This window comes from Streptococcus infantis, assembly GCF_047460685.1.
GTDB classification, from domain to species: domain Bacteria; phylum Bacillota; class Bacilli; order Lactobacillales; family Streptococcaceae; genus Streptococcus; species Streptococcus infantis_AD.
Window position 1 is genome coordinate 56694 of record NZ_JASHFS010000005.1, and the last position, 24194, is coordinate 80887.

At 37.8% G+C, this 24194-nt stretch carries 18 protein-coding genes and 1 pseudogene; 3 read left to right on the plus strand and 16 right to left on the minus strand.

Annotated elements, in window-relative coordinates; translation table 11 throughout:
• The first annotated feature begins 12 nt into the window (after nucleotides 1–12).
• Nucleotides 13–1716 (plus strand): dihydrolipoyl dehydrogenase, encoded by a 1704-nt coding sequence (gene lpdA / locus QM917_RS03365; protein WP_075227378.1) that lies wholly within the window; start codon nucleotides 13–15, stop codon nucleotides 1714–1716.
• 58 nt (nucleotides 1717–1774) lie between these two features.
• Nucleotides 1775–2764, plus strand: a complete 990-nt coding sequence (locus QM917_RS03370; protein ID WP_414284840.1) for a lipoate--protein ligase — start codon at nucleotides 1775–1777, stop codon at nucleotides 2762–2764.
• Between the two features lie 72 nt (nucleotides 2765–2836).
• Here QM917_RS03370 and xerS read toward each other — a convergent pair whose 3' ends face one another.
• The 14 genes and pseudogenes from xerS to QM917_RS03440 form a co-directional block, all read right to left on the minus strand.
• Nucleotides 2837–3907 (minus strand): tyrosine recombinase XerS, encoded by a 1071-nt coding sequence (gene xerS / locus QM917_RS03375; RefSeq protein WP_315639175.1) that lies wholly within the window; start codon nucleotides 3905–3907, stop codon nucleotides 2837–2839.
• A 349-nt stretch (nucleotides 3908–4256) separates the two neighbouring features.
• A complete protein-coding gene (locus QM917_RS03380) occupies nucleotides 4257–5807 on the minus strand; it encodes a ClC family H(+)/Cl(-) exchange transporter (RefSeq protein ID WP_153225341.1) in 1551 nt (516 codons plus the stop codon).
• Between the two features lie 11 nt (nucleotides 5808–5818).
• Nucleotides 5819–6601 carry a ribonuclease HII gene (locus tag QM917_RS03385; RefSeq protein WP_153225342.1) on the minus strand — a complete coding sequence of 261 codons (783 nt, stop codon included), beginning with the start codon at nucleotides 6599–6601 and terminating at the stop codon, nucleotides 5819–5821.
• Nucleotides 6588–7439, minus strand: coding sequence for a ribosome biogenesis GTPase YlqF (ylqF, locus tag QM917_RS03390; RefSeq protein ID WP_000201329.1), 852 nt, complete (start codon nucleotides 7437–7439; stop codon nucleotides 6588–6590). The genes QM917_RS03385 and ylqF overlap by 14 nt, the downstream gene beginning before the upstream one ends.
• 167 nt (nucleotides 7440–7606) lie before the next feature.
• The gene (gene imm40, locus QM917_RS03395) at nucleotides 7607–7939 is read right to left on the minus strand and encodes an Imm40 family immunity protein (protein WP_371607733.1); all 333 of its coding nucleotides are present in this window, start codon (nucleotides 7937–7939) and stop codon (nucleotides 7607–7609) included.
• Between the two features lie 76 nt (nucleotides 7940–8015).
• A complete protein-coding gene (locus QM917_RS03400; protein ID WP_414284843.1) occupies nucleotides 8016–10028 on the minus strand; it encodes a glucosaminidase domain-containing protein in 2013 nt (670 codons plus the stop codon).
• Nucleotides 10029–10242: 214 nt separating this feature from the next.
• Nucleotides 10243–10688, minus strand: a pseudogene (locus tag QM917_RS03405) (hypothetical protein).
• The gene (locus QM917_RS03410) at nucleotides 10669–11580 is read right to left on the minus strand and encodes a phosphodiester glycosidase family protein (RefSeq protein ID WP_414284844.1); all 912 of its coding nucleotides are present in this window, start codon (nucleotides 11578–11580) and stop codon (nucleotides 10669–10671) included. The pseudogene QM917_RS03405 and the gene QM917_RS03410 overlap by 20 nt, the downstream one beginning before the upstream one ends.
• Nucleotides 11577–12620: a bifunctional glycosyltransferase family 2/GtrA family protein gene (locus QM917_RS03415; protein ID WP_075231336.1), complete on the minus strand. Its 1044-nt coding sequence runs from the start codon at nucleotides 12618–12620 to the stop codon at nucleotides 11577–11579. The genes QM917_RS03410 and QM917_RS03415 overlap by 4 nt, the downstream gene beginning before the upstream one ends.
• A gap of 225 nt (nucleotides 12621–12845) precedes the next feature.
• The gene (locus tag QM917_RS03420; RefSeq protein ID WP_000031465.1) at nucleotides 12846–13343 is read right to left on the minus strand and encodes a YkgJ family cysteine cluster protein; all 498 of its coding nucleotides are present in this window, start codon (nucleotides 13341–13343) and stop codon (nucleotides 12846–12848) included.
• 127 nt (nucleotides 13344–13470) lie between these two features.
• The gene (locus QM917_RS03425; protein WP_075230171.1) at nucleotides 13471–14649 is read right to left on the minus strand and encodes a hypothetical protein; all 1179 of its coding nucleotides are present in this window, start codon (nucleotides 14647–14649) and stop codon (nucleotides 13471–13473) included.
• Between the two features lie 16 nt (nucleotides 14650–14665).
• Nucleotides 14666–18313: a helicase-exonuclease AddAB subunit AddA gene (gene addA, locus QM917_RS03430; RefSeq protein WP_414273407.1), complete on the minus strand. Its 3648-nt coding sequence runs from the start codon at nucleotides 18311–18313 to the stop codon at nucleotides 14666–14668.
• Nucleotides 18310–21561 carry an ATP-dependent nuclease subunit B gene (gene rexB, locus QM917_RS03435; protein ID WP_414273408.1) on the minus strand — a complete coding sequence of 1084 codons (3252 nt, stop codon included), beginning with the start codon at nucleotides 21559–21561 and terminating at the stop codon, nucleotides 18310–18312. The genes addA and rexB overlap by 4 nt, the downstream gene beginning before the upstream one ends.
• 137 nt (nucleotides 21562–21698) lie before the next feature.
• Entirely contained in the window at nucleotides 21699–22364 is a 666-nt protein-coding gene (locus QM917_RS03440; RefSeq protein WP_414273409.1) for a lysostaphin resistance A-like protein, read from the minus strand.
• Between the two features lie 179 nt (nucleotides 22365–22543).
• Here QM917_RS03440 and QM917_RS03445 point away from each other — a divergent pair, with 179 nt between their 5' ends.
• On the plus strand, nucleotides 22544–23353 hold the full coding sequence (locus QM917_RS03445) for a Cof-type HAD-IIB family hydrolase (RefSeq protein WP_371607725.1): 810 nt from the start codon (nucleotides 22544–22546) through the stop codon (nucleotides 23351–23353).
• Nucleotides 23354–23403: 50 nt separating this feature from the next.
• Here QM917_RS03445 and QM917_RS03450 read toward each other — a convergent pair whose 3' ends face one another.
• Both QM917_RS03450 and QM917_RS03455 read right to left on the minus strand, forming a co-directional pair.
• Nucleotides 23404–23664, minus strand: a complete 261-nt coding sequence (locus QM917_RS03450) for a SemiSWEET family transporter (RefSeq protein WP_049509788.1) — start codon at nucleotides 23662–23664, stop codon at nucleotides 23404–23406.
• 255 nt (nucleotides 23665–23919) lie between these two features.
• A complete protein-coding gene (locus tag QM917_RS03455) occupies nucleotides 23920–24132 on the minus strand; it encodes a hypothetical protein (protein WP_075231325.1) in 213 nt (70 codons plus the stop codon).
• Nucleotides 24133–24194: the final 62 nt, after the last annotated feature.

The window sequence follows — 24194 nt, forward strand, 5'->3', positions numbered from 1 at the left end:
AGGAAGTAAGATATGGCCTTAGAAGTAATTATGCCAAAAGCCGGCGTGGATATGACAGAAGGACAAATCGTCCAATGGAATAAGAAAGTCGGAGAATTTGTAAAAGAAGGAGAAATCCTTTTGGAAATCATGACTGACAAAGTCAGCATGGAATTGGAAGCAGAAGAAGACGGTTACTTGATCGCAATCCTTAAAGGTGATGGAGAAACTGTCCCTGTTACTGAAGTTATCGGTTATCTTGGTGAAGAAGGGGAAAATATACCTACAGCTGGAGCAGCTGCACCAGAAGCTAGCCCAGCACCTGCAGCAAGCGCCTCAAACGATGATGGTAAGAGCGATGATGCTTACGACATCGTTGTTATTGGTGGTGGACCTGCTGGTTATGTTTCTGCTATTAAAGCAGCTCAATTAGGTGGTAAAGTTGCTCTTGTTGAGAAATCTGAACTTGGTGGTACTTGCTTGAACCGCGGATGTATTCCAACTAAGACTTACCTCCATAACGCTGAAATTATCGAGAATATCGGTCATGCAGCAAATCGTGGTATCGTAATTGAAAATCCAAACTTCACAGTCGATATGGACAAACTTTTAGAAACTAAATCTAAAGTTGTCAATACCCTTGTAGGTGGTGTTGCAGGACTTCTTCGTAGCTATGGAGTTGATGTTCATAAGGGTATCGGTACTATTACTAAAGATAAGAATGTCTTGGTAAATGGTTCTGAATTGCTTGAAACTAAAAAGATCATCCTTGCTGGTGGTTCAAAAGTAAGCAAAATCAACGTTCCTGGTATGGAATCATCTCTTGTGATGACTAGTGATGACATCCTTGAAATGAATGAAGTACCAGAAAGCCTCGTTATCATTGGTGGTGGAGTTGTCGGTATCGAGCTTGGCCAAGCCTTCATGACATTTGGTTCAAAAGTTACTGTTATCGAAATGATGGATCGTATTGTACCAGCAATGGATGCGGAAGTATCTAAGAACCTTCGTTTAATCCTTGAACGTAAAGGTATGACTATCTTGACAGACACCAAACTTCAAGAAATCATTGAAGAAGATGGCAAACTTCGTATCAAGGTTGAAGGAAAAGATGATATCATCGCGAATAAAGCTCTTCTTTCAATCGGTCGTGTTCCAGACCTTGAAGGTATCGGTGATGTTGAATTTGAATTAGAACGTGGTCGTATTAAGGTTAACGAATACATGGAAACTTCTGTTCCAGGTATCTACGCACCAGGTGATATCAACGGTACTAAGATGTTGGCTCACGCTGCCTTCCGTATGGGCGAAGTTGCGGCTGAAAATGCGCTTAAAGGAAACCACGCTGTTGCCAAATTGAACTTGACTCCTGCAGCTATTTATACACTTCCTGAAGTAGCAGCAGTTGGTTTAACTGAAGAACAAGCTCGTGAGAAATACGATGTCCAAATCGGTAAATTCAACTTTGCAGCAAACGGACGTGCCATTGCTTCAGATGCAGCTCAAGGTTTTGTTAAAGTTATTGCCGATAAGAAATATGGTGAAATCCTTGGTGTTCATATCATTGGTCCAGCAGCAGCTGAATTGATTAACGAAGCGTCAAGTATCATTGAAATGGAAATCACTGTAGAGGAAATGCTTAAGACAATCCACGGACACCCAACATACTCTGAAGTAATGTACGAAGCATTTGCGGATGTTCTTGGAATGGCTATCCATTCACCTAAGAAAAAATAAAGATAGATAGATTGGACTGGAATTTTTTTCCAGTCTCTATCGTATTAGAAGGTATCTTATGAAATATATTATCAATCATTCAAATGACACTGCCTTTAATATTGCTTTAGAGGAATATGCTTTTAAACACCTTTTGGACGAGGATCAAATCTTCCTTCTTTGGATTAACAAACCATCTATCATTGTAGGACGTCACCAAAATACGATCGAAGAAATCAACCGAGACTACGTTCGTGAACACGGAATTGAAGTAGTGCGTCGTATTAGTGGTGGTGGGGCTGTTTACCATGATTTGAACAACCTTAACTATACGATCATCTCAAAAGAAGATGAAAACAAGGCCTTTGACTTTAAGAGCTTCTCTACTCCAGTTATCAACACTTTGGCGGAACTTGGTGTTAAAGCTGAATTTACAGGCCGCAATGACCTTGAGATTGACGGTAAGAAATTCTGTGGAAATGCACAAGCTTATATCAATGGACGTATCATGCACCATGGTTGTCTTCTCTTTGACGTGGATTTGTCAGTCCTTGCTAACGCACTCAAAGTTTCTAAAGACAAGTTCGAATCTAAAGGTGTTAAATCCGTTCGCGCACGTGTAACCAATATCGTAGATGAATTGCCAGAAAAAATCACCGTAGAAGAATTCCGTGACTTACTTTTGGAATACATGAAAAAAGAATACCCTGAAATGACAGAGTATGTCTTCTCAGATGAGGAATTGGCTGAAATCAATCGAATCAAAGAAACTAAGTTCGGGACTTGGGACTGGAACTATGGGAAATCACCAGAGTATAACGTCCGCCGTGGAACAAAATTCCCAAGTGGTAAGGTTGAAATCTTCGCTAACGTCATTAAATCAAAAATCCAAGACATCAAGATATACGGTGACTTTTTCGGTATCGAAGACGTTGCAGCAGTAGAAGATGTCCTTCGTGGTGTTAAGTACGAACGCGAAGATGTCCTCAAAGCCCTTCAAACCATTAACCTAGGTCGTTACTTCGCAGGGATTACTGCTGAAGAAATTGCTGAAGCAGTGGTGGAATAAGTAAAAAAGAAGTTGGTTTTATATCCAGCTTCTTTTTTGCAAGAATTATGTACATAATTTATATTATGTATCTTATAAACTATCCAAGGCATTTTTCTGCTCATCATTAACGATATGTGTATACAAGTCGGTAACTTGTGTGCTTGCATGTCCCAGCTGGTGGCTGACCAAAACCTGTGACTTGGTCGCATCATAGAGACGAGTTGCTAGTGTGTGACGCAGTTTATGGGGAGTTACCCGAACTTTGAAGTCTTCCGAATACTTAGCTACCATCTTTTCAACACTAGAAGCATCAATCCGATTTGGAACACCTCGATACAAGGTCAGAAAGAGAGCTGTATCAGTCCTTTCTGTCTTATAACGTTTGTCTCGAATAGCAAGATATTGCTCCAGATAAGGCTTAGCAAAGGCGGCTACATTTACCGAATCGCGTTTCCCACCTTTTCGAGTGACGTCAATGACCATCATCTTAAGATTGAGGTCACGAAGGTCTAGGTTAACAGCTTCAGATAAACGGACACCAGATGCCAAGAGAAGGGCGATAATGGCCAAATCACGTTCCTTATTTTTTTTAAACGATGATAGAGCACGATTTGAGAGTTGTTGTGGGTACTCTTGGTCGATATAAGTCAGAAAACCTTCTGTTTCATCACCTAAAAAGAGTTTTTGCTTGATATTCTCAGCCCGTGCAGCCAAGGTTTCTTTCTTTTTCTTGGTAGCAACCTTCTTCATGACATTACGATAGAAATAAGGTTCCCCTTGCTCGTTTTCAACTTCCTCAGTTAAATACTTATAAAGACTAGAAAGAGCTGATAAAGTACGGTTAATGGTTGTTTGGGAGACACCATTTTTAGTTGTATTAGCATTAAGCAAAGGACGTTCACGTAAGTAAAGAATAAAAGATTCCATGTCTTTCTTGGTCATGTTCTCCAGAACATCCAAAGGAATATTTGCCATAGTATCAGCATCCGATATACCAGATTCCAAAACCCAGGTGAAAAATCGATCGTATTCCTTTAAGTATTCGTACAATGTCGTAAAACTGTAGGGAACGGCCAATTTTGATTGGTAGTATTCCAGAACGTACCAGGGCATAACTTGTTTGAGTTTATCAATCCGTTCTAATAAGATCTCGCGTTTCATGTTTTTCTCCAAATATTCTATACTAGTAGTATAGCATAGCTAGTTATATTTTTCAAGAAAATTATAGTTTTTCGGAAAGATGTTATAGGGGAGATTTAGGAATGTTCAAATAAGCTATACAATACTAAAAAACGTCTAGATTCGCTAAGTGAATTATTGATCATTAATTTATTGACTTCAAAAATTTCTAAAGCTTCTACAGTTTAAGTTTATTAGAATAAATTATAAAAACTCGATACCATTATTTAGGAATCGAGTTTTGATTCATATGACTCGGTCTATCATTTTAATTACTAATTTTAGACCAACTATATGCGAGACATAACATAAATTATGTAAACTCGTTTTCCTACAACAATAAATCTTTCACTTTCCCAATTTCACTTTTTGGAATAACTAGGTGAATCATATCACCGAGGTACATTCTGGTTGAACCGTTAACGGTTTGGCTCTTGCCATTATGGACTTGAGTTGTGATGAGGATATTATGTGGTAAGTTGAGTTCATGTACTTGTTTCCCTGCTATTTTATCTGAAACTGGAATTTCAATGAGGGTAACTTCTCCATCATCAGTTACTGATTCAGGTAGCATTTTCTCCAGCATGGCTTCATAGACGGGCGCCCCTTTGAGCAGATCCATAACAATATAGGCAACTAGGGTTACCATCCCTAAAGGCATTAGATTGCGGATGTCACCAACCATTTCCGTCACAAGAATCATAGCTGTCAAAGGTGCTTTTGAGATGGCCCCAAAATACCCGCTCATTCCAAGAATCACAAAGATAGGGAATTGCTGCTGTGTAACGAGGCCTAGATTGACACAAATAACGCCTACTAGAGCACCAAGTAAGGAGCCTAAAGCTAAAATTGGCAAGAAAATACCACCTGGCAGTCCACTTCCGTAACTAATCATGCTCCAGATAAAGCGAATGATGAAGTAAAGTAAAAGAATTTGGAAACTATAATCTTGTTCTGTTAAGGATAAGACAACCTGATTGCCCCCACCAAGTATTTGAGGTAGGAAGATTCCTATTGGAATGATAAGAAGAAAGGCTAGAATAGGATAATTGGCCTTATCCAGATGAACCTTTTGACCAATCCAATCATATACTTTTCCAACGTTAAGAACGGCTTTTTCATAGAGAAAACCTGAGAGTCCTAGAAAAATTCCCATCACCAGATAAATCCAATATTGGCTCAAGTTCATGAGAGGGATATTGTCCGGCATATCAAGTACAGGTGTTAAGCCAAAGATGAGAAGAGAAACGAAGTTTGCTACCAGACTGGCTGCCAAGGTAGAAACCCAGAAAAATCTTGAAAAATGGTGATAGACTTCTTCTACTACAAATAATAACCCTGCAATCGGCGCATTAAAGGCAGCAGCAAGTCCAGCAGCAGCTCCACTCGCGATTAAAGAACGTTCTTCGACAGGGCTAGACTTGAGCCACTTAGCAATTCCTTTACCTCCAACAGCACCTAGTTGAATACTTGGACCTTCACGCCCTAACATGAGTCCACTTGCAATTGCGAGAATACCAAGAACATATTTCTTCCATAGCACACTCCACCAGTTGAGAGACATGAGACCTTTTAACTCTGCCTCAACTTGAGGAATACCAGAACCTTTGATATCTTTTTCCGAGCGTGTTAATTTGGCGCTAAGCCAGCAAATAACAAGATAAAGCAGGGAGATAATCAACAGGTTACGTACAAGATTATCTTGATCATGATAAAGCCCTTGGATGACATGAAATCCTTTTTCAATAGAAAACCGAAAAGACCCAACAATAAGGCCTACGACTAATCCAACGATAATTCCACGTCCTACTTGAGATAGAATTGTACTAGATGCAAAGGCAAATTCTTTCTTGGAACTAAGTGTTTCCGACTGTTCCTCCATAATTTTCTCCTTTAATTATCTTTTTCAGCTTCTGAAACGATCGTTTTAATCGGTTCAAAGCTTGTGCGATGAATGGGTGTAACACCGTGCTTTTCTAATCCTTCTAAATGTTTAGCCGTTCCATAACCAGCATTTTGAGAAAAATCATAACCTGGAAATTCCTGATCATATTTTGCCATGATTTTATCTCTGGTAACCTTAGCAATGATGGATGCAGCTGCAATGGATAGGGAATTGGCATCTCCTTTGATGATGGATGTCTGAGAAATCGGCAAATCCAACTTCATAGCATCAATCAAAAGGTGCTCTGGTTGAGGGTCAAGCTGAGAAATAGCTTCTTTCATGGCTAGTTTAGTTGCTTCATAGATATTGACTTGATCAATGACTTGATTGTCCATAATTCCAATACCAATTGCTAGAGCATTGTCCTTAACAGCTTGAAAAATCTCCTCATGTTTTTTCTTAGGGATCTTTTTACTGTCATTTAAGCCTTTAATCTTACAATTTTTGGGCAGAATGACTGCTGCAGCAACAACAGGACCAGCTAAAGGCCCACGTCCAACTTCATCTACACCTGCAATTAAGCTAGTACCTTGAGCGTAAAGCTCTTTTTCATAAGATAACATGCCTTCTAAGCGGAGATTTTCATCAATTTCAGCTTGAATAGATTTCTTACGTTTTTCAATTTCTTTTTGAACACCTGAACGAGAATCTTTTTCAAATTCCTTAAACAGAGGACTTTCAAGTTCAGTTATCTTTGCTAATTCTTCTTTTATTTCTTTAATCGTTGCCATTGAGGTCTTCCAATGTATCTAATGTATAGTTACCTAGTTTTCCATCACGAACTTCCTTGACGAAAAGGTTGTAAAAACGATCGTAATCATCACGGAAACCAAGGATACGAGTCATGTCCATGATGATTTCAGGAGCTTCATCGTCCAGATTCATTTGTTTAAAACGTTCTTGAAGCTTATCAGGATAATGGGTTTTAAAGTAGTTGAGACCGAAAATAGTCACTTCATCCATTGGAAGCAACTGATCCTTGATTGCTCCAGTAAGGGCAAGTTTAAGAGCAACGGTCTCGTCTTCGAATTTTGGCCAAAGAATCCCTGGAGTATCCAAGATTTCAAGATCCTTATTTGTTTTGAGCCATTGTTGACCTTTTGTCACACCTGGCTTGTTACCAACTACAGCAATTTTCTTACCAGCCAAACGGTTCATCAGCGTTGATTTACCAGCGTTTGGAATACCGATTATCATGGTACGTAAGGTTTCAATTTGAATCCCACGTTCCTTTTGACGAGCTATCTTATCTGCCATGAGTTTCTTAGCAGCGTCCGTTACAACTTTTACCGTAATTTGCTCTTTAGAATTGATTGCCAGTGTTTGAATGCCTTGTGATTCAAAATGCTGACGCCATTCTTTTGTTAATGCTGGGTCTGCTAGGTCTGCCTTGTTCAAAATCAATAGTCTTGGTTTATCTCCGATGATTTTAGTCAGCATCGGATTTTGACTTGACAAGGGCAAACGTGCATCTACTAAAACTGTCACAAAATCAACGAATTTTAAATTTTCCTGAACCTGACGACGCGCCTTAGACATATGTCCAGGAAACCATTGAATAGTTGCCATTCTGTAAAATTCCTTTCTCTTATTGGATTTGTATTTATTTTTCCAGTTTCAAAAATTAAATAGATATCCTTTTTCTAAAATAAATCACTATCTTTTATTATAACATGATTTCTCGTATTTGACGCTTGATTCAATGCCGATTGTAAAATGTTTTCTAAGTAAATCAGTCACAAATGAAATTCCTCATTGTCTAAAACGATTGAAAAATAATAGTGTTCACCATAATTTTTAACATAGTTGCTGATATACTTTTCTGTTTGAAAAATGGATTTACTGCTATCAATAGTTGGATCTTGTTTCTCGTAATACCAATTATCATAAGTATGTGTCAGTTGGCCATTCTTGTAGCAAAACACATCTCCACCTAATATTGTCAGATTGTTTGCTTGGACAATAGCAAGTAAGTCTGGGATTGCTGAATAATCATAAGCGTATGCATCAATCCCTAAGTCACGTAGATCAATTCCTCTTTTATTTCTATTCTCAATATTCTGTTTCATAAAGTTAATTCCTCAAGTTTCTCTTGATAAGCAAAATCGATAACCACCATACAGTCGTTATCGATTTTAATGATTTTTAATCTTTTTCGCCTAGTTGACTATTGATTCTCATCATGATACTTGCAATTTTTTCTCCCCAGTATGGATCTGAAGCATAAAGAACATTCATACCTGATGATTTATTTCCTAGGTATGTTCTGCCATTATCGATGTAATTTTCGCGAATCCACTTAGCTGCACCTAAGATACCCTTGTCAACATCGTCGAAGCTTTTAGCTGAATCATATGGTGTTGTATCGTAAGCTGCGATACCGAAGAAATTATTTTTATCCTTAGCGATTTGGCTACGTCCCCATGAACTTTCAAGGGCACTATGGGCGATTAGATAGAGAGCGTTGATCTGATAGCGTTCTTCAGCTTCTTTAAAGATTGCCCCCTTACCTGCCAGACGACTTCCCTTGATATTCATAAGAGAATAGACTTTATCTAATTCTTCAGCTGTGTAATTGCTTGGTTTTCTTAAATCTCTAAATAAGAAAGGATTTTCAACTGTAAAGTTTTCAAAGTTAATACCATCAGCTGAATAGTATTTTTTGCCAATGGCCATTGATGAATTATGAGGTGCTACACGAATACTTGCGTAAGGTGATAACTCATGGTAAAGATAACGACCATCCGTAGTATAGTGAGGAATGAATTCACTATCTGTGCTGACCGCTACTAGATCACTCTTGTTCATATATCCTGAAAGTCCTGATATTTTGACTGGAAGTCGACCACCTTGAACTTCAGCCCCAGTAACCGAAACAATGCTACCTTGTGAGATATAGCTGAGTTTCTCACCAGAAGCACTGTATACATAAGCTGTAATTGGTGTTACTTTATAATAGGATGATGGATCAGAAATCCATTTTCCATTTCTTTGGAATGAATAGTCTTTACCTTTGATTTTGAAAGTCCCTGTTACATATACCCCATCCTCTTTGAGGTAATACCAAGCATCATAGTTCTTATCAAAAATCCATTCAGTCTTAGCCATATAGCCACCAGATTTTAGATAGTAAGCACCCTGCCATTGATTTTCAGCATAGGTGCCGTCCGACTTGAGGTAGAACCAGCTATTATATTTCTTATCAAAGATCCATTCATTCTCAGCCATGGCTCCACTATCTTTTAGATAGTATTTAGATTTCCATTGGCTACTTAGCATGTCACCATCTTTATTAAAATAGTACCATGTACCGCTGATTTTCTCCCATTTGTCGCGAATAATTTTTCCTGATTCTGTAGCAAAGTACCATTTATCAGCAATTTTTACCCAGGAATTTTCCGCCATAGCACCACTAGTCTTGAGAAGATAATCATTATAAATAGTATTGCTTAACATTGTGCCAGATTCATCAAATCGGTACCAAACACCAGCTATCTTTTTCCAAGTATTACGAGTAACTTTCCCGTCCTCATTGGCATAGTACCATTTATCAGCAATTTTTACCCAAGAATTTTCTGCCATAGCACCACTAGTCTTGAGAAGATAATCATTATAAATAGTATTACTTAACATTGTGCCGGATTCATCAAATCGGTACCAAACACCAGCTATCTTTTTCCAACTATTACGAATACTTTTCCCATCTTCATTGGCAAAGTACCATTTATCAGCAATTTTTACCCAAGAAGATTCTGCCAAAGCACCGCTATTATTCAATAGATAATCATTAAAGATAGCGTTACTAAGCATGATGCCATCTTGATTAAAATAGTACCAAACACCAGCTATTTTTTTCCAATTCGAAACTGGTTGATTATTCTCATAATAACGCCATTGGTTATTTTCTTTTTGCCAACCTTCTTTGTTAACTACTTCTACTATTGCTTCTTTTGAAGATTGTTCCTGGGTATCAGGAGTTTGAGAGGTTGCTTTTTCAGCTTCGCTTTGATTTTTCTTCTCATTGCTTACTGTATTGGTAGCAATCTTTTCTGATGATTGAACATTATTGGTAGCTTGAGAATCCTCGGCATAGACGGTCGTTTTTGCAAAACATGCCATAGAGAGGGCAACCGTACTTGCCAGCAATATTTTTTTCATTCTTTTCTCCTAGTAAATACCAAGATTGGGATTTGTTTTTCCTAAATATTGTATTAAAATCGCTAATTATCCATTTTATTATACAATATTCTGTTAAATATAAAAGTAGTATCTTTCAGAAGAAAAGAACTTGTAATATTTCTACAATATTTTAGAAATAAAAGGCGATAAAAAGTAGTCGAACATAAGCTGAACGACTACTTTTTTAATAACATTATGCCTGACCATAGACTTCTTTGCGTTTCGTTTTAGTTACTTTGCTAGCTTTCTTCCAATGGTTTGGATTGATGAAGATAGTAATGATTGCTAGTGCTGCAAAACCGATACCAACATACCAGTAGGGTGTATCCAGGGTCGTAGAACGTCCTGAAAGATTGACAATCCCACGGAATAGTGTACCTGCTGTAATAATCGCTACTGCCGAATTCCATAGATTAAGACTCATACGAGAAAAATGTGGAAGAACTTTGAGAAAGATTACAAGTAGAATTCCCCCAATAAGAGGTGCTGCAAACAAATAGTGCATATGGACAGAGGTTTCACCAAAACTAAATGCTTCGTAAATTCTAGAAAATGCAAAGAAGAAAATAGTGATTAGTGTATAAGAAATGACTGTTTTTTAAAGCGTTTTTTGCTAGGATTAGTAACCAATGTAGACAATATCACTCACCGCCCTTTCTGAAATTTTGTTTCCCCCAGTCGTTGGCTTATTGATAACCTGACCGTTGAAGTAAAGTGTAGAAGATCCCCCGCCATCAAGATTGTAGGCAGTTTTTGCCCCATAAGATTTCATGACCTCAGCAAGCTGATACAGAGAGAGTCCTTCACTTTCTGATGTACGTCCGTCTGAAACAACAATGATATAGTGGTTTTCATCGATAATACCAATGGCTGTACGAGGATTTGATGCCATGGCCTGTCCTACTTCTGAATTGGTCTCAACTACAATCTCACCATTTTCCACTAAGGATGGTCCAAAAGCCAAGAGATTGACGACACCATCATTAACAAGTTGCTCAGCTGAGATCTGATCTTCGTAAATAACCTTGAAAGAGCCGTCTTTATAAATAGCTAAGTCACCATTACTAGAATCTTCACGAACAGTATCACGATAAACAACTCCATTACGGATAACGTAGCCTGTAGAGATAGCACCATAGTAGTCCCCATTTACCGCTAAAATGGCATTGTTGTCAGCTGCGGTTACAGAGGTTTTTGCAGTTACGTTAGTTCCATAAGCATTTTGAGCAAAGGCTGTTTTTAGATAATCTGATGAATTCAGAGTAACATCTGCAACGTAAACTTGCGTATTATTGACCGTCGTTTCAGTTAAATTAATGGAAATGTTGTCATCTTTATAACTGGAGTCTGTGACGGTAGCTGTCTTAGCAGCTTGACTTGCTGCTGCAGCATTAGAACTTGTGCTTGTTGTAGCGACTGTTGATATTGTCTCAGCCAGGACAAAGGTTTTTAGCATGGAGTAACTAAAGGATCCTGTCAAGAGTAGGCCAAGAACTGAGGCGTAAGCATAGCGTTTCTTTAAAAATTTCATAATACAGTTGATGTCCTTTCCTTAAAGATGAATTTCTTCTGCACTGTCCAAGAGACAGCGAAGAGAAGGATGCCGACGATAACTTTGGCAATCAGAAGGTTGATTCCGAAGACTGTAAAGAAGAGACGAATCAGTAGCGTGTCTAAGACAAAGAGTCCGACTGCTAGACCAAAGTACCCCATCCCTGTTTTTACAAGGCTATCGTCATTTTTAAATACTAGTTTTTTATTTGTAGAATAGTTAAAAATTGAGCTAGTTACACGAGCTACTCCGTTTGCTAGAAAAATTCGTAGACTCGTCGGAACTGTCGGCAAAATCAAGATTGCTAGGGCGTAAACGACATAGTCTACAACAAAGCTACTGAGAGATGATAAGGCAAATTTAAAGATATTTTTATAAATCATGAGCCCGTCTTGGATTGGGCGGAAGTGTGAAGCCTCATTATCATTGATATAGACAGTTTCAATAGGCACTTCTAGAATCTCGTATTCTTTCGTTGCTTCGAGCAACATATTCATTTCATATTCATAACGTTGGCCTTCTATTTTTAACATAAAAGGAATCAAGTTTGTCGTAAAAGCACGAAGACCTGTCTGCGTATCTGTTACTCCTACTCCTGTTTGAAGTTTAAAGAGAGCTTTGGTTAAGCTGTTACCAAAACGGCTACGAAGGGGAACTTTTCCAGAAAAGGCACGTACACCCAAGATTAGCTTGTTTGGATTTTCGGAAGCTTTATTAGCCGTGCGGAAAATATCCCATACCTTGTGCTGTCCATCCGCATCTGCTGTGACAACCGTACCATAAATGTTTTGTTCTTGGATATAAGTAAAGGCTGTTTTTAGAGCCTGCCCTTTACCTTGGTTCACTTGGTGACGAATGACAGTAGCAAATTGTTTTGCTTTATCAAAGATTTTTTGGCACTCTGATGAACTGCCGTCGTCTATGACTAAGATATGAAAATCACTCTTTTCGTGAATTTTTTCGATGAGTTTGATAAGGTTATTATCTGGTTGATAAGCTGGAATGACTATGTAGTTCATATCGATACCTCTTTCTTTGATGATGGTATAACTATACAGAAAATCGCTTAAAGATACCTTATATCAGTTTTCTTTAAGAAAAAGTTTAAAAAACTTTAAGCTTAAACAGACGACTTTATTGCTTAATTGGAACTATAGTTTGAATTTTCAGATAAAAATAAATATACAAAAATCCCCAAATAGTAACTGTATTTGAGGATGTATCTTATCATACAATGAGAGTACTTAGTCTATTTTCTCTCTTAATCTTTCTACAAAGAGATAGGCTGCGGGGCAGGTTAGGGTATTTTTAATAGTAAGATTGTTGATTTGGTAAATTTTCTTACGGTCTGTATGTGGGAACTCGCGACAGGCTTTGGGACGGACATCATAGATAGAGCAGAGATTGTCCCCTCCTAAAAATGGACAAGGCATTGACTTAAAGACTTTATCACCGTCTTCATCTACTTGCAAAAACTCAGCTTCAAAGGCTGGCAATTTCATTTTAAAGTACTTTGCAATACGTGTGATATCTGCTTCTTTGAAGTCTGGACCAAGACTCTTGCAGCAGTTAGCGCAGGCTGTACAATCAATTTCATTAAAAACTTCTTGATGGATTTCAAGCGCAATTTTATCTAAATTTTTAGGAGCTTTCTTCTTTAGATTTCCTAAAAACTTACGATGCTCTTTTTGTTTTTGCAAGGCTAGTTGGTGATAATATTCGATATCGATTTCTTTTGACATAGTTTCTTTCTAATTTTTAATGTTGATACAAACATTTTTATTTTATACATAAATAAAATTATGTAAAATGATTTAGAGACATAATTTTAACAATAATGAGTCTATCCATTCAGGACGAAAACTACCGCTATACTATCATTCTTTCTAAAAAGGGTTTGATGCAGTTGGTTAAAATGCCTTCTATCCATGATTTTTGTGCGGATGATAGGTTTTCTGCATTTAAAGTCTCCTTTAAAAAATCACGTACCTGGTCGGGTGCTATTTCAAACTCAAAAGCCTTCATTTTGTAGAAAAAATCAAATAGATTATTAGATAGGTATTCTCTTGAAAATGGGATTTCTCCAGTTTTTCGATACATGGTTAAAAGCCGAGAAAAGCGAGCTTTTTCTTCTGGAATATCTTGAAAATAAGAGTTTAACAACCATACTTGCTTTTGTTTTCTTTCAAGGAGATCTTGACTAGCAATGCGTTGATCCTTTTCGAGTTCTCTTTGGTACTGTTTTGATTTTATAGAACGTTCTGTCCGATTTTTACCGAAGAGAATCTTTTCCCACTGGCGTTCTTCTAGAGTCAGTGTTTCGCTCAGTCCAAAGTAATCTTGATAGACACGTTCAGCTGGTCCCATTGCTAGAACTAGATTATCCGCATATTGTTTAGCAATCTTGTCTCGCTTCTTTCGTTCCTTTTCTGCTTTGATGCGAAGTTCTTGCTCATAGTCAATTTTTTCTTTTCCTAGTTTAACTAGATAGAGTTGATCGTCAGATTTTCCAAGTAGAAAGGGTTTAATAAATTTCTCAAGAACTTCTTCCATACGAGCTTTCTTCACAGGCTCTGCCTTAGTCCAACTTCCACCTTGAAAAACCTCCAAAAAGAGTTGATAATCCTTTTCTGGTGAGAATTGATTACCTCGATTTGACTTAAAAGCTCCCTTTTTCCATAGCCAGTTGATCAGTCGCTCATCAAAATCTGTTTTATTAACTCGAATGGCTTCTTTTTTCTGGGCTTTTCTGGTCAGATTTTCAAGCTTTCTGAGAAGTTTTTCCTCCTCTTCTAGCTGTTGATCTAGGCTAATTCTTTGGAAATGGCGAACACAGTCACTCCCAATGGGAAAGAGACGTTTGCCGGTAACACCGTTAAAAAGTTCATAAGCATACTTAATAGCATTGCCACAGACACAATTACTCCGACCGATTCCATTAAAAATCAAGGAAACTTCACTCCATTCTTTGGTAGCTTGTTCCCAAGTATCGGCTTTAGAGGCCTCTAAAACTGCATCATATAAGTTTTTTCTAACAGGAATGGACATGATGCCTCCTTTCTTTTTATAGTTTAACGACTTCTACTTGGTCTTTACCAAGTAGAATCAAATATTTCTCAACTGTTTCTATCTGATAAGAGCGAGATAGAGCCTCTGCATAGAGATCTAATTGTCCTCGATAGCGTTCAACAAGCTGACTAGCATGCTCATAACGGTCTGTCTTGTAGTCAAAGAGAACAATTTTATCCTCATAAACTAGATAACCATCTAAAATTCCACGGACAACAAAGTTTTCTTGGCTTTTCTCGTCTCTTTTTAACATTGAGAAAGGTTGTTCTCGATAGAGTTTATCTTGATTTGCAAGAATCTCTTGACCTAGAGCTGTATCAAAGAAAGACAAGATTTTTTCCAGATTAACTTTATCTTTAACAGCTGAAGTTGCCTGAACTTGCTCCAAGGCATCTGTCAAGGTTTCCAAAGTAGGTTTCTTAGCGAGATTGATTCGTTGCATCAATTCATGAGTAGCACTACCAATTTCAGCTCCAGTGACTTTTTCTTTCTTGGAGAAGTCTGGAAGTTCAAACTGAATCATAGTTTCTTTTGGTTTAGATTGACCAGCTACTACTACACCTTCCATATCCATGACTGGTTCATAAAACTTCTTAATCTGACTTGGGGTCTGAACACTCGGAAGATTAATCGCTGCACGGTGGATTTCATTATACACTTCCACTTCTTTCAGCATTTCTAAAGCTTCCTTAATGGTATCAGACTGACGGTTGCTTGTCTGAGAAAGATCTTGGAGCTGGCTTTTAGTTTCCAATTTACCGATAGCTTCTTCTGTCAGTTGTTCTTCACCCTCGAAACGAATACTAAAGTGTAAGTCCTCTTTAGAAAAAGCTTGATAGATGGCCCAAATCCAGTCCTGGAAATTTTGAGCGTCAAGTCTTGTTTCACGAGTCAAAAGACCTTGCCCATTTGTCGGGTATTCTTTAGACTCCAACTTTTCCCTTGATCCCTTTCCAACTAGATAGAGTTTTTTCTCAGCACGAGTCATGGCTACATAAAGTAAACGCATCAACTCAGAATAGCTTGCTAATTGGAGCTCCTCCTCATTTTGACTATAAGTCAAGCTTGGAATCGATAACTTAATCGTAGATGGAACATATTCCTCTTTGGCATTTGTAGCTACTCTAGCAACATACTTGAGCCCAAGGCCATTTTTACGACTTAGGATAACTTCAGACATGGAATCTTGCTTGTTAAATTGCTGATCAATATTGAGAATAAAGACATAAGGGAACTCAAGCCCCTTACTCTTATGAATACTCATAAGCTCCACAGCATCCTTAGGTGGAGCTACAGTGACACTGGCAAGGTCGTGCTTGGCTTCCAAGACTTGATCAATCATAGTAATGAAACGTGATAAGCCTTTAAAATTACTCTTTTCAAACTGGTCAGCTCGTAGTGCTAGGGCATAGAGGTTGGCCTGTCTAGCCTGACCATTTGGTAAAGCACCAACATAATCATAGTAGAAACGTTCGCTATAGATTTTCCAAATAAGGCCATAAAGCGAATGCGTTTTGGAATACAATCGCCAATCTTGGACGGTTTCCATGAAAAAGACTAGCTTCTTTTGTAATTCAGCTTTGATTAAATCCTTTTGAAGACCAATTTTCTCCTGAGCATTGACTAGTTTCTCATAAAAGTTTTCTTGAACCTTATCCTCGGATTTCTGAAGGGCTAATCGAGCCAATTCATCTTCATCAAAGCTAAACATCGGAGACTTCATTAAAGCAACTAAAGCGAAATCTTGAAGAGGGTTATGAATGACACGAAGGGTATCTAACATGACTTGGACTTCTAAAGACTGTAAATAGTTGCTTTGGGCACCATCTGTCTTGACTGGAATCCCATACTCAGACAAGGCAAGTAGAACCTGGTCATTGCGACTTCTGCTTGCAGTCAAAAGAGCAATGTCCTTGAAGGGCACACCTTTATCATTGTGGAGATGCAATATCTCCTTAAGAACCATTCGCATTTCACCAGTCAGTTTATTGGTTGTAATATTTTCTTCGTCATTAGTATCGCTATCTTCATCCTTATCATACAAGAGGACTTCTGCTGTATTTTCTGGATTCGGTTTTAAATCTGTATTTCCGAAAACAAGTTGATGCATGTCGTCATAAGAAATCTCTCCAACTTCCTCATCCATGAGATGCTTAAAAACGTCATTGGTAGCATTTAGTACTTCAGAACTACTACGGAAGTTTTCCTTAAGCAGTATTAATTGATCTTCTTTGCTATCCTGAGCAAAACTGTGGAATTTTTCATTGAAGATTTGGGGATCTGCCTGTCTAAAACGATAAATAGACTGCTTGATATCTCCCACCATAAAACGATTATGCCCGTTCGAGAGAAGTTCCAACATTCTTTCCTGGATATGGTTGGTATCTTGGTACTCATCGACCATGACTTCGTGGAAACGTTCCTGATACTCTTGACGCACCTGAGGAAAGTTTTCCAATATCTCAATGGTATAGTGGCTAATATCAGCAAATTCAAAGGCATTCTCTTCGCGTTTACGCTTTCGATAGGCATCAACAAAATCACTCATGAAAACTTGAAAAGTCTTTGCTAAGTCCCAAGACTCTTGATGATATTTTTCCTGGAATTTCAATAAAGTAATTTGGTCATTTAGTGCAATTAGCTTTTCAAACTTGTCTTTTCTCTCTTGGTTGTACGCTTCTTTCAGTTCTAAGAGTTCAGCCTTGCGACTAGCATTTGTGAGAGCACGGCCACCCTTATCCTTAGAAATACTCACAACTCGCTCTAGAACTTCTTGATATTGATTAAAAGTTGATTCATTGGTTAAAGCTCCAATTTCATCAAGAACGTGTTGGACAGCTTCTAAGTAGGCTGCTTTCCCAAATTCCTTGGCATCATTCTCTAGATGGTAACGGAAGAAACTTTCTAAATCCAAGAGTCTTTGCTGAATGTCTTGAGCCAGCTTTTCTTTAGAACTTGTAAAATCGGCCTTTTCGAATCCTTTTAAGAAAGATTCCTGTAACCAAGCCTGAGGATTACTTGTAGATTGCAAAAAGTCATAAATCATATAGACCTGTTTACGCAATCCACGTGCATCCTTACTTTTACCCGCAAAGTTCTTGACCAACTGACTAAACTGTTCTTGTTCCTTACCTTGGTAGTGACTTTCGAAAACTTGTCGAAACACATCATTCTTTAAGAGGAGTTGCTCACTTTCATTCTCAAGAATCCGAAAGTTTGGGGCGAGGTCAATCAGATAACCATGTTTAGCCAGGAACTTCTGAGTAAAAGAGTCCATAGTTCCAATAGCAGCGTTTGGTAAATCAGCTAATTGTCTTCCAAGATGCTTTTTTAGCTCCATATCTTGAGTCTCTTGGATTTGTTGGCTGATTTTCTTTTCCAAGCGTTCTTTTAACTCGGTTGCTGCCTTTACCGTAAAGGTTGAGATAAAGAGTTGGCGAATTTCTACTCCACGCGCTAGTTGATCAAGAATTCGTTCAGCTATGACAAAGGTTTTTCCTGAGCCAGCTGATGCTGAGACCAGAATATTTTGACCAGAACTGTAAATAGCTTGAATTTGCTCAGCAGTTTTCTTGGGTTTCTTGTCAGATTGAGCTTCTTCAATTTGCAACTTTTCAATCTCTTCTTGGGATAAAAATTTCATCGCTCCAACTCCTCTCTAATTTTATTAAACCATGTTTCTTTATCATTGCTCTTAGCAACCTTATCTAACAATCTTGCCTGACCTAAATGGTAATTAGCTTCAAAACCAGTTATCGACTGATATTGTTGGACATAAGGGGCAATACTTCTGCCGTCTTCTGTGTAAGGATTGATAGCAAATCTACCAGATAAAATCTTCTCTGCAGCTTTCTTATAGATAAGGGCGTTATAGTCCAGCAATAACTGGAATTCCTCATCAGACAACTGATAGGTCTTGTTTTTATTGTAAAGTTCCCCAAGATTCTTTATCTCTTTTTCGAGAAATAACCCTTGATATTTCATACTCTTAGTCGTTTCTGCTAAAGCCTTTGAAAGAGTTTTGACAGTTTGTAAGGACTGAACTGGCTCAGCCATCTCTAAATACATAGCACCAAAGAAGTCGGTATTTCCTTCTTTCTTAAGAGCAGCCAGATAGGTTGGTAACTGTGAATTAAGGCCGTTATAAAAGAGAGGGAAGTTAAACTGAGTTAGAGAAGATTTGTAATCAACAACACCAATAGCATCACTTGTCTTTAAGCGATCTATACGGTCAACTTTACCACGGACATAGACATTTCTGCCGTTTTCTAACTGAACAAAAGCTTGTTCCTTACCACCAAAGACTGCTTCTTCCTGAATTGTTTCAATTTCAGAATTGTGACGAAGAATGTGCCCAGTTGCACGAGCAACATCCAAAAGAACTTCCTTGGTTAATTGGGCTTCCAAACTTTCTTGATAAATGGCTTGAAACTCACGTTCTTGACTGGTTTCAGAGATTGCTTGTTCTAAACGACGATCAAAAGGTGTATCAACAGGAAGTTTCATAGCTCGTTCAAAAATACGATGCAAGAAATTTCCATGACTTCGTGCATCAGGTCGCAGTCGCAATTCTTCCTGTAAGCCTAAGACATATCGAAGGAAATAACTGTATTCGTTTCGATAAAACTCTGTCAATCCCGAAGTTGATAGATAAAAATCTTGATCTTGAGGATACAAGGCTTCCAAAGTTTCAGTAGCTAAGGTCTTACTTCGTGGACTTGTCGGTAGGACAGGATTATCAAGACCTTGATCTTCTAATTTTCTGCCCATAACACGAGCTAGAACCTTAATAAAGGTCAAGTCCTGCTCACTTGTCTCCGACTCACCTTGCTGGTGATAAGTAACAAGACTAGACAAAAGACTGTGATAAGAACCAATATCATCCTTTGATAGGTTTCTTCGATCGATTCTCTTTTCAATCTTGGTAAAACCAAAATCCTGCAATTCTTTTAGATAAATCGACTCTTTACTCTCGTTTTCATTGAGTAAACTTGGCGCTGATAAGACCAATTGCTTCTTAGCAGAGTTTACCAAAGAAAGCATGGTATAGCGATTCTTCTTAAGATTTTCTTGGCTAGCAATCAGCAATTGAGAGCCATCTTCAGTAATCTGGTTTAAAACTTCTCTTTCTTCATCGCTTAAAAGACTAGTATTTTGAGTGATTTTAGGTAGATGATCCTGCGTTAAGCCAAGTGCATAGATGTAATCAGAAGTCAAAGGCGAGATCAAATCATAACTTTGCACCAGAACCGTATCTACCGTTGCAGGGATTGTACGATAATTTGATAAGGACATTCCTGAATGAAGAAGAGCTAAGAAATCATCTAAAGCAACCTGAGTCCCCTCAAATACGGTCGCAAATTGCTCCATTACGTGGCAAAATGCTTTCCAGACCTCCTCTTGTCTTTCTTGCTCTGCCGCTTCCATCGTTTCAGATAAGGATTGTAATTGCTTGGTCACAGATGCATCCTTCAAAAAGTTATTCCATTTTGTAAGGATATTTTCAGTCTTTTGCTTACGACTGGATAATAAAGTTTCTAGTGGATTTAGGACACGGACACGCAGCTCATTTAATTTTTCTAAATCAAATTTTCCATGATGATTTTTTGTAAATTTTTGTTTAAAGTTAGAAAGTCCATCAATACCTAAATAGCGGATATATTGTTCAAAGCTATCGATTTCTTCTTGAGCAAGGTCGGTATATAAGCCAGTTCGTAAGAGATTAATCAAATCTTCCTGACGGAAATTGTATCGTTTCAAACGCCCGATGGATTCTACAAATTGAGTTAGAGGATGATGAGCCATAGACTCACTCTTGCCCAAATAAAAAGGAATTTGATATTGATTAAAAATTGTCTGCAAGGACAGTTTATAGAACTCTACGTCACCAAGTAGGATTCGAAAATTCTTATAGCTAAGTTCTGGCTCTTGGTGCAATTTCTGGCGAATACTACGAGCAACTAACTCCAGCTCTTCTTTTTGTGTCAGACAAGACCAGATTTGCAAGTCCTTTCTATCTTCGTCATTCACATCTAAACTAATTTCAGAATAATCATAAGCACTTTCCAGTAATTTTGAGGCTTTGGCAAAGGCATCAAGTTTCTCATGTTCTTGATAAGTATTTTCTGCCTTAGTCTGATATTTAAAGGCCAAATGTCTCAAAAACTCAACACTGGCTTGATAGAGGTTACCTTCACTAAATGGACTTGTATAAGCTTTTTTAGTCGCATAAGCCCCGATAACAATTTCAACACCCTTACGATAAAGTAGATCCACTAGGTGTTCTTCTTCTGCAGAAAATCGGGTAAAACCATCAATGACTAGGGCAATCTTACTAAAATCACTACTTACTTTATTTTCTTCGATAGCATTGATCAGATATGACAATTGACTCCCTTGCGAAACTTGACCTTGATTCAGATAAGCTGTTACCTTTTCAAAAATCAAGAGTAAATCAGAACGTTTATCAGCGTCAGATAGACTTTCTAAATCCAAAAAGCTCATCTTTGCAGTTGTCATTTCATGATAAATCTCAATCAGTTGTTGGATGAATTGCGGATCTTGCTTAATAGCCCCGTAAACTCGCAAATCCTTAGCGTCTATCTCAGACAAACATTTATAGAAAACCATGCCCAGACCAATATCATCGAGACTAGACTTCGCTGGTATATCGTTTAAAACCAGATAACGAGCCATTTGAGCGAAGCGCGTGACTGTGATCGCAAAAGAAGCCTGCTGACTCAAGCACTCCAGCACGGCACGTTCCTTTTCAAAAGAAAGAGAGTTAGGGGCGATATAAAAGACTCGTTTACCTTGGGCAACCAGTCCCTGAGCCTCCTTGGTTAGGATTTCTGTTAAAGAAGTCCGAATATCGGTATAAAGTAGTTTCATCTCAGCCTCGTTTGATTTTTTCATTACCTTTCATTATACCATTTTTTGACTGCTAATCCTATAAATAGAGGGCTCTTTAACATCTCAAGAAAAGAAAAATGCCAGAAATTTCCGGCATTGATTGATAAGCACTAACTTCATGAAAATACGAGAATCCATAATTCCCAAAATGCAGCAATGTTAATCATGATATGGAGCAAAATAGGATAATAGAGAGAATGAGTTTTTCGGTAGAGGAAAGCTAAAATTGCTCCTCCACTTGCATAGGTGAAAAAGGCGAGCGGTGTTATACCATCAGCAACATGCACATAGCCAAAGACACAGGCTGATAGTAAAACATCTCCATACCAAGGTGAATCTTTAAAAAATGTATTCATCAGAACTCCTCGGTAAACCAATTCTTCTGAAATTGGTCCTAGCAGACAAGTAATAAGCAAAAAATACAGCAACTCTTGTCGCCCTGTCATCTCAATCATTTCATTTAAAGCCATTTGATTGGACGTGGCTGGGGTTAAAAAGGAAAACACAATACCTGAAAGATGATTGACTCCATAAGCAAGAAGCAAATAAACTGGATATCTCCATTTCCACTTCAACTCAAGAATTTTCCTACCTTCGAATACTAGTAAATAAAGAATAGCTATAAAAGTAACGATGAGCTCTAAAAAAGCAAGAATCAAGAAATACTCTCGACTAGCAACTACAAATCTAGCTGAAAAGTGATTAAAAATCCACCAAAACCAAGTCTTCCTATAAATGATTACCAATAAGGCTAGTAAAATCTGTACTACTCTTTTTTTCATGCCAAGTCCTCTGCTTTTTTATCCATTATCAGTATATTGCAAATTTAGTATAGCATATATTTGCCAAAAAGCTTCTTCCAATCATGAATTGTAATTGAAACGTCCTAAATTGACATAGTAATCCTTATTTCCACTAAATTATGCTATAATATAGACAAAACACGTGAAAAGGAACTACTATGATTAAACTACTTGCCCTTGATATGGACGGAACTCTGCTCAACGAAGCCAAAGAAATTCCTCAGGCTCATATTGATGCCATTCATAAGGCTATCGAAAAAGGCGTCAAACTGGTTCTCTGTACTGGTCGTCCTCTCTTTGGGGTTCTTCCCTACTACAAGAAACTAGGACTAGATTTGCAGAATGAATACGTCATCGTCAACAATGGTTGTTCTACCCACCAAACTAGTGACTGGGGCCTTGTTGACTGGCGAGAACTTAGTAAATCAGACATTGAATACCTGAATGACCTTGCTGAAAAGAGTGAGGTTCAGTTAACTCTCTTTGACGAGGAACACTACTTCGTTCTCGGAGGCGAACCAAATCCTATCGTAAAATACGATGCGACACTTGTCTTTTCTGACCTGACTGAGATTTCACTAGAGGAAGCTACCAGTGGTAAATATCGCATGTTCCAGGGTATGTTCTTAGGTACAAAAGAACAAACAGATGATTTTGAACAACGATTTGCTGATGAACTTTGTCAGAGATTTAGTGGAGTTCGTTCTCAACCAGTTATCTATGAAGCAATGCCACTCGGTACAACTAAGGCTTCTGCACTTTCTCGTCTGGCTGAGATTTTGGATATCCAAGCTTCTGAAATCATGGCCATGGGTGATGCCAATAACGATATTGAGATGTTAGAATTTGCAGGGCTTGGGATTGCCATGGGAAATGCTAGCGACTATGTCAAATCTCTCGCGGATGCCGTAACTGCTAGCAATGAAGAAGATGGTGTTGCACGCGCTATTGAGAAATATATTTTGTAGAAAATTAAAAAGCAACTAACAGTTCATTCTGCTAATTGCTTTTTTCTGTATTAAATTAAAGCTGTCAATGCGGTAATAAGTCCAAAAACGATACCTGGTGCATTAGCTGCTGCCAAAGGAATATCACGTTCTTTTTTAAAGAGACCGTAGTAAACCCAAAGACTGCAGTTAAGTGCAGCTACTGCTGGTTGGATAAAATTCCCTTTTTGACCAGCAAGGTTATTCATAATTTGAGGAATATAAGAGACATACATCATTACAGACATAAAGGTTGCAATCCAACCCAAAGTTTTCATTTGTTTTTCAGACATTTTCTTCTCCTTTCAAAAACAGTTTCAATTATACACTATTTGTTTTAATTGTATAAGCAAAAAACTTTTTTGTTAAGAGAATGTAAAATATCACAAGATTGTGACCAGAGGTAACTTTTTGTTCTTATCTTTAGAAAAGGTATGGTGGCTAACAGTTTTATCATACTATTATTATTTAAAAAATCTTGGATGACCATTTACATCCAAATAAAAAACTACCTTCGCCTCCTTATCTGAAATTACTAATGTATAGTCTTAGAATAAAAAATTATTTGGCAGATACTTAACTAACATAAACCATAATGTTGAACCTTTGTAATCCATCTTTTCAAACTCATATGGATAAGAGTGCTCTAATCTTAAAAGGTTAGGATCTAAAACACATTCACCCTCAAGTTTATTATTAGAATGAAAGTTTTTACCAATTTCAATAACCTGTAAAGGTGTTAAATTCGTCTTCTTTGTCATAGTTATATACCACTAAACTCTGTGGAATCAAATGAATCTGTTATCATTAACTTCAAAAACTG

What these genes read in the sequence shown, in the direction of transcription:
- QM917_RS03440 (WP_414273409.1), bottom strand. Translation starts at nt 22,364, where the DNA reads ATGAAAAAAAGAGTAGTACAGATTTTACTAGCCTTATTGGTAATCATT.
- QM917_RS03415 (WP_075231336.1), bottom strand. Translation starts at nt 12,620, where the DNA reads ATGAACTACATAGTCATTCCAGCTTATCAACCAGATAATAACCTTATC.
- QM917_RS03425 (WP_075230171.1), bottom strand. Translation starts at nt 14,649, where the DNA reads ATGTCCATTCCTGTTAGAAAAAACTTATATGATGCAGTTTTAGAGGCC.
- imm40 (WP_371607733.1), bottom strand. Translation starts at nt 7,939, where the DNA reads ATGAAACAGAATATTGAGAATAGAAATAAAAGAGGAATTGATCTACGT.
- ylqF (WP_000201329.1), bottom strand. Translation starts at nt 7,439, where the DNA reads ATGGCAACTATTCAATGGTTTCCTGGACATATGTCTAAGGCGCGTCGT.
- QM917_RS03385 (WP_153225342.1), bottom strand. Translation starts at nt 6,601, where the DNA reads ATGGCAACGATTAAAGAAATAAAAGAAGAATTAGCAAAGATAACTGAA.
- QM917_RS03445 (WP_371607725.1), top strand. Translation starts at nt 22,544, where the DNA reads ATGATTAAACTACTTGCCCTTGATATGGACGGAACTCTGCTCAACGAA.
- QM917_RS03455 (WP_075231325.1), bottom strand. Translation starts at nt 24,132, where the DNA reads ATGACAAAGAAGACGAATTTAACACCTTTACAGGTTATTGAAATTGGT.
- QM917_RS03400 (WP_414284843.1), bottom strand. Translation starts at nt 10,028, where the DNA reads ATGAAAAAAATATTGCTGGCAAGTACGGTTGCCCTCTCTATGGCATGT.
- addA (WP_414273407.1), bottom strand. Translation starts at nt 18,313, where the DNA reads ATGAAATTTTTATCCCAAGAAGAGATTGAAAAGTTGCAAATTGAAGAA.
- QM917_RS03420 (WP_000031465.1), bottom strand. Translation starts at nt 13,343, where the DNA reads ATGTCAAAAGAAATCGATATCGAATATTATCACCAACTAGCCTTGCAA.
- lpdA (WP_075227378.1), top strand. Translation starts at nt 13, where the DNA reads ATGGCCTTAGAAGTAATTATGCCAAAAGCCGGCGTGGATATGACAGAA.
- rexB (WP_414273408.1), bottom strand. Translation starts at nt 21,561, where the DNA reads ATGAAACTACTTTATACCGATATTCGGACTTCTTTAACAGAAATCCTA.
- QM917_RS03410 (WP_414284844.1), bottom strand. Translation starts at nt 11,580, where the DNA reads ATGAAATTTTTAAAGAAACGCTATGCTTACGCCTCAGTTCTTGGCCTA.
- QM917_RS03450 (WP_049509788.1), bottom strand. Translation starts at nt 23,664, where the DNA reads ATGTCTGAAAAACAAATGAAAACTTTGGGTTGGATTGCAACCTTTATG.
- xerS (WP_315639175.1), bottom strand. Translation starts at nt 3,907, where the DNA reads ATGAAACGCGAGATCTTATTAGAACGGATTGATAAACTCAAACAAGTT.
- QM917_RS03370 (WP_414284840.1), top strand. Translation starts at nt 1,775, where the DNA reads ATGAAATATATTATCAATCATTCAAATGACACTGCCTTTAATATTGCT.
- QM917_RS03380 (WP_153225341.1), bottom strand. Translation starts at nt 5,807, where the DNA reads ATGGAGGAACAGTCGGAAACACTTAGTTCCAAGAAAGAATTTGCCTTT.